Genomic DNA, 8,927 nt, shown 5'->3' with positions numbered 1-8,927 from the left:
GAGCTGGTAAAACAAGGGCCTGCCTGACGGCAGGCCCTAACCAGCCCGAACACAAAAAAACTGATACTCCCTCGTCTTCGAATTTTCCCAGCAAGCTCTGCCCCAGCGGTGCCTTGGCAGTGATGACCGTGACCAGTTGTTCACCTGCGCTGACCTTCAGGCCAGCAGCATCAGGGCCGAGAAACAGGTATTGCGTCTGACCGCTCAAGGCTTCGACAGCGACAAGATCACCGGTCTGAATGCCGCGTGATTCATCGAATGGCTTGAGCGACCATTTCCGATACGCCGCCAGCGACTGGCGAATCTCCTCGACACGTCGTGCCTGGCCTGCTGCCAGATACGATGCTTCCAGCCCCAGCGTGTCGTATTTGTTCTCGGCAATATTCTCTTCGTGGGTTGCCGTTTCGTAGGCGGTCTGTGCCGCCCGTTGCGCGATGTCCAGATCGATTTCCAGCTTGTCGATGATCGATTGCAGCACGTCCTGCTTGTTCATGGTTTATCCGCAGTACTGATTGATGCTGGCGCGACTTTTTTCGCTCGGCGCAGTGCGGTCCTGCTGTATCCAGAAATCACACTTGGAACGGTTGAAGGTGCGCTGTTGTTGTTCCTGAGCCTGTTCACGGGCCTGACGGGCCTCGCTTTCACGCAGGCTTTGCTCGTATTTGCGGAACATTTCAGTCTCCGGGCCAGACGGCGCGGCAGTTTTTTGCGCAGGCGGGACGGTGAGCTGGGCGGCGGCGTTTTCCAACGCCTGGGTTTGCGCCGGGGGCAGGCTTTTGTAATACAGCAGTGCGGTCAGAAACACCGCCATTGCGCCCAGCCAGATACCCAGCGCAATGCAGACAATCAATTTCAACGACACATACAGGTCGCGACGGCGGGTAGTGGATGACATGGCTGAACTCCTTGCAGGGCAACAGATGCGATTGTGCCATGCCTGATGGCCGGGCATGAAAACTGTGCTGTCCAGTGGCATCAGGCTGGTGGCAACGGGGCGTTCTGAACGACAATCAACGTTTTTTGCCATCCAGCCTCAGGGAGCCACGATGAAAGTCTCGTGGGACATTTTTTGCAGCGTAGTCGACAACTACGGTGATGCCGGCGTGACCTGGCGTCTGGCACGCCAGCTGGTTGCCGAGCAGGGTCTGCATGTGCGTTTATGGATCGATGACCTGTCGGCTTTCGTTCGCTTGTGTCCCGACGCTGATCTTAAGGCTCAGCAGCAATGGCAAGAGGGCGTGAGGGTGTGCCAGTGGCCCGCTGAATGGGTAAACAGCGATATTCCTGACGTGGTCATCGAGGCCTTTGCCTGCCGCCTGCCGACGCCCTATACCGAATCGATGCTGCAGCGTTCGCCAAGGCCGCTGTGGTTGAACCTTGAGTACCTCAGCGCCGAAGACTGGGTCTCGGGTTGCCACGGTTTGCCTTCGCCACAGTTGAACGGTTTGAAGAAGTTCTTTTTCTTTCCCGGATTTTCCGACGCCACGGGCGGCTTGCTGCGCGAAAGAAACCTGATCGAACAGCGCCAGAGATTTCAGCAAGACAAGGCCGCGAGGCAAGGTTTCTTGCAGGGGTTGGGCGTCGAACCGTTGCCTGATGCCCGCTTGATCTCGGTATTTGCCTATGAAAATCCCGGGCTGGGCAGCTGGCTTGACGCGCTGGCCAGCGACAGTCGGCCGAATCACCTGCTGGTGCCGGAGGGGCGCATTCTCGCCGATCTGCGGCGCTGGCTGGGTGTCGACGATGAGTTACACGCAGGTTTCATGCAGGTAAGGGGAGGGCTGACGGTTCAGGTGTTACCGTTCATCCGCCAGGAACGCTACGACCAACTGCTGTGGAGCTGCGATTTCAACGTCGTGCGCGGCGAAGATTCATTCGTCCGTGCGCAATGGGCGGGGCGGCCGATGCTCTGGCACATTTATCAGCAGGAAGACGACGCGCACCTGCCCAAGCTTGATGCGTTTTTAGCGCTCTACCTGGCGTGTCTTGCGCCTGAGGCAGCGCATGCTGTGAATCAGTTCTGGCAGAACTGGAATATCGGCAGCGACCTGGACGAAAGCTGGCTGGCACTCACCGAACACTGGGCTGAAATTGAAAAGCACGCCGGGCACTGGTGCCTGCAACAAGCCGCACGGACTGATCTTGCCACGGCGCTGGTGCAGTTTTATGGAAATTCGCTATGATACGCGGCCTTGATACAAGGCTCTGTACGAAAAAGGCCTGCGCAGGCTGTTTCTCGTACAGAGCCTTTGGTTAATTCCATCCAAATTCGGATATATGCAATGAAAACTGGTAAAGAGCTGAAACCCGGTACCGTGATCCGTCTCGAAAACGATCCTTGGCTGGTTCAGAAAGCTGAATTCACCAAATCCGGTCGTAACAGCGCGATCATGAAGACCAAGCTGAAAAACCTGCTGACCGGTTACAAGACCGAGATCGTTTACAGCGCCGACGACAAGCTGGACGATGTGATCCTCGATCGCAAGGAAGCCACCCTGTCTTTCATCAGCGGTGACACCTACACGTTCATGGACACCACTGACTACACCATGTACGAGCTGAACGCCGAAGACATCGAAAGCGTTCTGCCTTTCGTCGAAGAAGGCATGACTGACGTTTGTGAAGCCGTATTCTTCGAAGACCGTCTGGTTTCCGTAGAATTGCCGACCACTATCGTGCGTCAGGTCGACTACACCGAAGGCTCCGCTCGTGGCGACACGTCGGGCAAGGTCATGAAGCCTGCCAAACTGAAAAACGGTACCGAGCTGAGCGTTGCTGACTTCATCGAAATCGGCGACATGATCGAGATCGATACCCGTGAAGGCGGTTCCTACAAAGGCCGTGCGAAGTAAGCATGGTTTTGTAACCCCGTTACGCAAAAAACCCGCATTGCTGCGGGTTTTTTTACGGCTGAAGTTTGAGCGTCTGCCTTTATTTCAGGTGTTCTTTCAACTCCTGAGACGCCTGCAGGATGGCTGAGCGAACAGCCGGGACCTGGCTGACCACGTTGAGCAGACCGTAGTCATGGATCATGCCGTTGTAACGTACCGCCGTGACTTGCACGCCCGCCTGGTCCAGCTTGCGCGCATAGGCTTCGCCTTCATCACGCAGCACGTCGGCACTGGCGGTCTGAATCAGCGCCGGTGGCAGACCTTTCAGTTGCTCGGTGGTGGCGCGCAGCGGCGAGGCGTAGATCTCGTTGCGTTGCGCGGCATCGGTGGTGTAGTTGTCCCAGAACCACTTCATCATGTTACGGGTCAGGAAGTGGCCTTCGGCGTATTGGTTGTATGAATCGTTATCAAAGTTGGCGTCAGTCACCGGCCACAGAAGCACCTGATACCTGAGCGCCGGAGTGCCTTTTTCTTTGGCCATCAGTGCAACGACCGCTGCCATGTTGCCGCCTACGCTGTTACCCGCCACAGCCAGGCGCTTACCGTCGACGTTGATTTCCTTGCCGTGCTCAGCTACCCATCTGGTTGCTGCGTAAGCCTGGTTGATCGCCGTCGGATAATGCGCTTCGGGTGAAGGCGTGTAATTGACGAACACCGCTACCGCGCCCGAGCCCACGACCAGATCGCGGACCAGTCGCTCGTGGGTCTGGAAATCACCCAGTACCCAGCCGCCGCCGTGGAAGGACATGAAAACCGGCAAGGTCCCTTTTACGCCAGCAGGGCGCACGATATTCAGGCTGATCGGCTGGCCATCGACGTTGATGGTCTTTTCGCTGACATCGGCTTTGGGCAGCGTCAGTTTGACCCCTGCCTGTGCTCCTACCAGCACGGCCCTGGCATCTTTCGGCGACAACTGCTCAATGGGCTTGCCAGTGCCCGAATTCAAGGCATCGAGAAAAGCCTGAGTGTTGTGCTCGATGGCAGGATCGCCTGCGGCAAACGCGCTGCCGATGGACAGTGCGAGAAGCGTACCCGTCATGACTTTGCTGAAGGTCTTCATGTTCGTTCCCTTGCTCATGTTCGTATCTATGGCCGGTGGGTTAGACGGTTACATGCAGGCGCACATCGACGTTGCCGCGTGTGGCGTTGGAATAAGGGCAGACCACATGAGCGGCATCGACCAGTTGCTGAGCGTCGGCTTGTTCAAGGCCGGGCAGGCTGACATGCAGGTCGATGTCCAGACCGAAACCACCGGGAATCTGGCCAATCCCTACGTGGGCGGTGATCGAGGCGTCTGCCGGGATGCTGCGTTTGCTCTGACCGGCGACGAATTTCAGGGCACCGATGAAGCAGGCCGAATAACCGGCAGCGAACAGTTGCTCCGGGTTGGTGGCTGCGCCGCCAGCACCGCCAAGCTCTTTCGGAGTGGCGAGTTTGACGTCGAGAATCTTGTCGTTGGATACGGCACGACCATCACGGCCGCCTGTGGCGGTTGCAACTGCGGTGTAAAGAGTGTCCATGATTTTTCCTCGTTCGGTAGGGTTAATTGCGCAAAATACTTGCGCGCTAACTAAGCGCAGGGCAAAGGTAGTCCAAGGATAGTTAGCGCGCAAGCTAAATTTTGCGAAAAGTCGAAAGAGGTCTTTTCCGGAGGAGGAAAGCTACCAGGGCGGGCAGCTGGAAATCTTGCCAGCCCCTTGATGTGCGGGGCTTTGGCGAGACGAGCAACAGGTCAGTCCGGGGGGCGTGACCCTTTGTCTTAAAGGCTCTGGTGCAGATGGTCACGCAAGTCCAGCAACTGTGTCTGCAGGTCACGAAGCCTTTCCATGTTCAGGCCGCTCGCCGACAGAATACAGCCGGGTATGCTCAGTGCCTGGTGTTGCAGTGCACGACCTTGTTCAGTCAGGTGCAGCAATACCACGCGTTCGTCTTCCTTGCTGCGGGTGCGGCTGATAAAGCCCTCGCCCTCAAGACGCTTGAGCAAAGGTGTCAGAGAGCCCGGATCGGTGAGCAGGCGCGTGCTGACATCACCTACGGTAAGGCCGTCTTTTTCCCACAGCACCATCATTGCCAGATACTGCGGATAGGTTAGCCCCAGCGCCTGCAGCAGCGGTTTGTAAACCTTGGTCATCATCAATGAGGTGGAATACAGGGCGAAGCACAATTGGTTATCCAGCAGCAGCGAATCGCAATCGGCAGGTGCAGCGTGGGCAGGGTTTTCTTCGGCACTCATATCAGGTCCTCAAACTCAGTCGAATGAGTTTAACTTAGTGTTGCATTCTTTAATGTGCCAGATAATTTCGAGCGTGCAGGCTCAAAGCGCTGACAGTTTGCGCCGCGCGCAAAAAAAACAGGTAACACCGGGTGTTGGTTGCGCGCAGGACTGCGTAGCATTTGGCCATTGACTGGGTGGGGACGTAGTGTGATTGAAATTGTGATGTTTGTGTTACTGGGTGCAGCGATGGGCACCCTGGGGGGGCTGTTCGGAATCGGTGGTGGTCTTGTGGCAATTCCCGCGCTGGGTGTGCTGTTCGGTCTGGATCAGCAGCTGGCGCAAGGGACAGCGTTGTTGATGGTGCTGCCTAACGTGTTGCTCGCCTTGTGGCGCTATAACCAGCGCAACCGGATTTTGCTGCGTAATGCGTTGATGTTGATTGTTCCCAGTTTTATTTTTGCCTGGCTGACGTCGCTGCTGGCGGTGCGCGTGGACCCGCAAAGCATGCGCCTGGGCTTTGTCGGCTTTCTGGTGGTTCTGACCGTGTTCAATGTGGCGCAGATGTATTGGCGCGGCCATCAGGCCGGTAGCGGGTTGCGCCATGAAAAATGGCTATGGCTGCTGGGCGTCGGGTCCGGTATGACCGGAGGTCTGTTTGGCGTTGGCGGGGGAGTGGTGGCCACGCCGATTCTTACCAGCGTGTTTGGCACGACACAGGTTGTGGCGCAAGGGTTGGCGCTGTCCCTCGCAGCCCCGAGCACCGGAATCACGCTGGTTACCTACGCGCTGCACGATCACGTCAACTGGTCGATGGGCATTCCATTGGCCATTGGTGGTCTGGCGAGCATCAGTTGGGGTGTCAAACTGGCGCATTCGCTGCCGGAGCGAACGCTGCGCCTGATGTTCTGCGTGTTTCTGGTGCTCTGCGCAGTCATTCTCGCGCTCAAGGTTTGAAGCCGTCGATGATGTAGTCGGCCATGCATTCGGTGATGGGCGAGGGGTTTTTCGGATTGCGCAGCAGTACGATGCTGGCCGTTGGCAGCTCGGGTAATTGTTCGGCCGCGCCGATGATGCGCAAATCTGCAGTGATCAGGCTTTGAAACTGTGCAGTGACTGCCAGGCCCGCGCTGACCACTGCTGTGATTGCTGCCATGCTGGAGCTGCTGTAGGCGATGCGGTAATCACGCTCCACGCTGTCCAGTGCGTTGCATGCCCAGTCGCGACAGAAGCAGTGCGTATTGAACATCGCCAGCGGAATGGGGTTTTGCTCATGCGGAGCAAAACCGCTGGCTTCCATCCAGACCAGACGCTCATGACGCAACAGCGTACCGATCTCGGTGCCGGGCTTGCGCGTAACGATGGTCAGGTCCAGGTCATTGCGTTGCAGCAGCAGGTCGGACGGTTCGCAATGCACCTCTACCTGAACCAGCGGGTAGGCCTGCGCGAACTGCGAAAGAATGCCGGGCAGAAAGCGCATCACGTAGTCGTCGGGCGAGCCGATTTTTACCACCCCGATCATGTGTGGCTCGCGCAGCGTATTGAACACCTCACTGTGCAGCTTGAGGATGCGCCGCGCATAGCCAAGTAACACTTGCCCCTCTGCCGTCAGGTTCAGGGTCCGGCCTTCACGCTGGAACAGTTGACGCTGTACGACATCCTCCTCCAGACGCTTCATTTGCATGCTGACCGCCGATTGAGTGCGGTTCACGGCTTCACCTGCGCGGGTGAAACCGCCGTGGTCGGCAATTGCCACAAAGGTGCGCAGCAGCTCTGTATCGATGCCTGGATAGTTGGCCAAACCATCAATCTCCCAGATGGACTGAATAAGAAACATTCTTCAAGCTGATCTTATGCGTCAGCTCTGTTTTTTGCGATGACGACTTTTAGATGAGGACCGGTCAATGAGTGACTGATAGGCATGGACATAGTTTTCGGCCATTTGACGCGCTGAAAAACGCTTTTGAAACTGCTCGCGTATTCGCATGGCAGATAGCTGGTCCACCTTATGGACGGCGGCTACCGCTTCTGCTTCGTTGCGGACAACGAAGCCTGTGACTCCGTCTTCTATGACTTCCGGGACTGAGCCGGAGGGAAATGCGATCACTGGAGTACCGCACGCCATTGCCTCGATCATGACCAGACCGAAAGGCTCTGGCCAATCAATAGGAAACAAAAGTGCCAAGGCACCTGACAGGAAAGTGGTTTTTTCCTGCTCATTGATCTCACCTATGTATTCGACCAGCGGAGAATCCAATAGCGGACGTATGTCTCGTTCAAAGTAAGCGCTGTCAACGGCGTCTATCTTGGCAGCAATCTTGATGGGGATATCGCATTGTTGGGAGATGCGAATGGCCGCATCGACTTGCTTCACAGGCGTGATTCGTCCCAGAAAAGCAAGGTATGTCCTTTCCACTTGCCGGGGTGTATGGAGTTGTAGCGGCAAGCCGTGATACACCGTGCCCACCCAGTTGGCGGCTGGCAGATCATTGCGTTGAGCGTTGGAAATCGAAATAAGCGGCATGTCTGCAAAGGTATTGAACACCGGTTTGAGTGCGGGCAGATCGACTCGACCATGCAAGGTGGTAACAAACGGTGTGGGCTGGCGGCTGAACAGGGAGAAGGGGTAGAAGTCCAGGTGGAAGTGAATAATGTCGAACTCCTGCGCACGACGCCTCACGCGTTCCATCATGACCAGGTGCGGGCTGATGACGTCGAAGCTTCCGTAATCGAGCCTCAGAGCGGCGGGCCAGACTGCATCAAGCTCTGCAGACGTCAATGAGTCGCCGCTGGCGAACAACGTCACTTGGTGGCCTAGTTCAACAAGTGCCTCAGTGAGGTAGGACACCACTCGCTCCGTACCTCCGTAGCGTTGAGGCGGGACCGCCTCGAACAAAGGGGCAACCTGGGCAATTTTCATAAGCGATCTCCGTTTTCAGGTACGTTTATCCATTCCCTGATTTTTTGAGCGGCCACTGCGTCACCTCCGCTGCCGAAGCGTTCGATCAGCCGAGAAGTCTTGCCGCCTGTGCACTGGCGCATGCGGGCAACTGCAACTGCCATTTTTTCATTGAGAACGGCACTTCGCTCAATGTCTCCCAGTGTTGAAATCGCCTCGTCGATGCTAGCCAGACAGGTTTGTGTGGACGTTGTGTAATCAATGTTGACGCCCAGCGTTTCCCAGCCTAGCTCCGCGTCAACCATACCGGCGTTGCGCAGATGAGCCAGCTGAAGGCCTTGCGTATTGTTGACCGGCGGCAGCCATATGACCGGTGTTTGCATAACAGCCGATTCGTAGATGTTGCCCAAGCCAGGTGTACAAACTGCAAATTGGCAGTCATGCATCATCCGGGCGACCTCCGTAAGGGGGTAAGTAGTGGCATCGTCTGATTCCAGTGCTTCTGCGATCGTTTGGCTGGTGGCGATGTGAAGCTTCACCCCCTGATCGAGTGCTGCACGCAAGGCGAGCGTAATCGCGCGGGCAAAGTCGATAAGCATCGCCTCATCGGTATAAGGGTTCTTAAGTCCGCCCAGATTAAGCAGGACAACGTTGGACTGGCTATTTCGAGGTGCGTACCTGGCTCGGGATGTGATGGGCGGGACGACAAAGTGATTTTTTGATTTTATGCCCGCCATGCGTTCAACTACGCCTATAAAGTTCTGGGCAATATAAAGCAAGCGAGGGCGGTGAATAAGTTCTTCGATGCGGGGCCAGCGTGTTTCTGCTTGCCAGCACCAGGTCAAGGCATCATAAAAAACAACGCGTTTACCTAAGAATGGTCTGAAGTAGGCCGCTATTTTTAGACTGCTGAGCCATAGCCGCT

At 56.4% G+C, this 8,927-nt stretch carries 11 protein-coding genes; 3 read left to right on the top strand and 8 right to left on the bottom strand.

Annotated features, from left to right (window positions below; translation table 11 throughout):
* Both AO277_RS08185 and AO277_RS08180 read right to left on the bottom strand, forming a co-directional pair.
* The coding region (locus AO277_RS08185) for a GreA/GreB family elongation factor (RefSeq protein ID WP_257214202.1) at positions 1-493 on the bottom strand (493 nt) is incomplete at its 3' end.
* A gap of 3 nt (positions 494-496) precedes the next feature.
* Entirely contained in the window at positions 497-895 is a 399-nt protein-coding gene (locus AO277_RS08180) for a hypothetical protein (protein WP_044319888.1), read from the bottom strand.
* A 151-nt stretch (positions 896-1,046) separates the two neighbouring features.
* On the opposite strand from AO277_RS08180, the gene earP reads away from it, so the two are divergent.
* Positions 1,047-2,183 (top strand): elongation factor P maturation arginine rhamnosyltransferase EarP, encoded by a 1,137-nt coding sequence (gene earP, locus AO277_RS08175; protein WP_044319893.1) that lies wholly within the window; start codon positions 1,047-1,049, stop codon positions 2,181-2,183.
* Positions 2,184-2,282: 99 nt separating this feature from the next.
* Positions 2,283-2,852, top strand: coding sequence for an elongation factor P (locus AO277_RS08170; protein ID WP_002554550.1), 570 nt, complete (start codon positions 2,283-2,285; stop codon positions 2,850-2,852).
* Between the two features lie 79 nt (positions 2,853-2,931).
* Here the strand turns inward: AO277_RS08170 and AO277_RS08165 are convergent, their stop codons facing one another.
* From AO277_RS08165 to AO277_RS08155, 3 genes are all read right to left on the bottom strand, one after another.
* The gene (locus AO277_RS08165; RefSeq protein WP_044319889.1) at positions 2,932-3,951 is read right to left on the bottom strand and encodes an alpha/beta hydrolase; all 1,020 of its coding nucleotides are present in this window, start codon (positions 3,949-3,951) and stop codon (positions 2,932-2,934) included.
* Positions 3,952-3,991: 40 nt separating this feature from the next.
* On the bottom strand, positions 3,992-4,411 hold the full coding sequence (locus AO277_RS08160) for an organic hydroperoxide resistance protein (protein ID WP_004657344.1): 420 nt from the start codon (positions 4,409-4,411) through the stop codon (positions 3,992-3,994).
* Positions 4,412-4,650: 239 nt separating this feature from the next.
* On the bottom strand, positions 4,651-5,124 hold the full coding sequence (locus AO277_RS08155) for a MarR family winged helix-turn-helix transcriptional regulator (RefSeq protein WP_002554546.1): 474 nt from the start codon (positions 5,122-5,124) through the stop codon (positions 4,651-4,653).
* Between the two features lie 189 nt (positions 5,125-5,313).
* Here AO277_RS08155 and AO277_RS08150 point away from each other — a divergent pair, with 189 nt between their 5' ends.
* Complete coding sequence (locus AO277_RS08150) at positions 5,314-6,060, top strand: sulfite exporter TauE/SafE family protein (protein WP_004667821.1); 747 nt, start codon at positions 5,314-5,316, stop codon at positions 6,058-6,060.
* Here AO277_RS08150 and AO277_RS08145 read toward each other — a convergent pair.
* The 3 genes from AO277_RS08145 to AO277_RS08135 all read right to left on the bottom strand — a co-directional run.
* Positions 6,050-6,904: a LysR substrate-binding domain-containing protein gene (locus AO277_RS08145; RefSeq protein WP_002554544.1), complete on the bottom strand. Its 855-nt coding sequence runs from the start codon at positions 6,902-6,904 to the stop codon at positions 6,050-6,052. The genes AO277_RS08150 and AO277_RS08145 overlap by 11 nt on opposite strands.
* A gap of 57 nt (positions 6,905-6,961) precedes the next feature.
* Positions 6,962-8,023: a glycosyltransferase family 4 protein gene (locus tag AO277_RS08140; protein ID WP_044319891.1), complete on the bottom strand. Its 1,062-nt coding sequence runs from the start codon at positions 8,021-8,023 to the stop codon at positions 6,962-6,964.
* The coding region (locus AO277_RS08135) for a hypothetical protein (RefSeq protein WP_099258897.1) at positions 8,020-8,927 on the bottom strand (908 nt) is incomplete at its 5' end. The genes AO277_RS08135 and AO277_RS08140, both read right to left, overlap by 4 nt.

Origin of the sequence: Pseudomonas amygdali (genome assembly GCF_002699855.1) — a bacterium.
In the GTDB taxonomy this organism is placed as follows: domain Bacteria; phylum Pseudomonadota; class Gammaproteobacteria; order Pseudomonadales; family Pseudomonadaceae; genus Aquipseudomonas; species Aquipseudomonas amygdali.
The sequence above is the reverse complement of the archived record's forward strand: the minus strand, read 5'-3'. Positions and strand labels throughout refer to the sequence as shown.

Bases quoted from the DNA above. Each gene is read 5' to 3' on its own strand.
- AO277_RS08165 (WP_044319889.1), bottom strand. From the start codon at position 3,951: ATGAAGACCTTCAGCAAAGTCATGACGGGTACGCTTCTCGCACTGTCC.
- AO277_RS08155 (WP_002554546.1), bottom strand. From the start codon at position 5,124: ATGAGTGCCGAAGAAAACCCTGCCCACGCTGCACCTGCCGATTGCGAT.
- AO277_RS08140 (WP_044319891.1), bottom strand. From the start codon at position 8,023: ATGAAAATTGCCCAGGTTGCCCCTTTGTTCGAGGCGGTCCCGCCTCAA.
- earP (WP_044319893.1), top strand. From the start codon at position 1,047: ATGAAAGTCTCGTGGGACATTTTTTGCAGCGTAGTCGACAACTACGGT.
- AO277_RS08160 (WP_004657344.1), bottom strand. From the start codon at position 4,411: ATGGACACTCTTTACACCGCAGTTGCAACCGCCACAGGCGGCCGTGAT.
- AO277_RS08170 (WP_002554550.1), top strand. From the start codon at position 2,283: ATGAAAACTGGTAAAGAGCTGAAACCCGGTACCGTGATCCGTCTCGAA.
- AO277_RS08180 (WP_044319888.1), bottom strand. From the start codon at position 895: ATGTCATCCACTACCCGCCGTCGCGACCTGTATGTGTCGTTGAAATTG.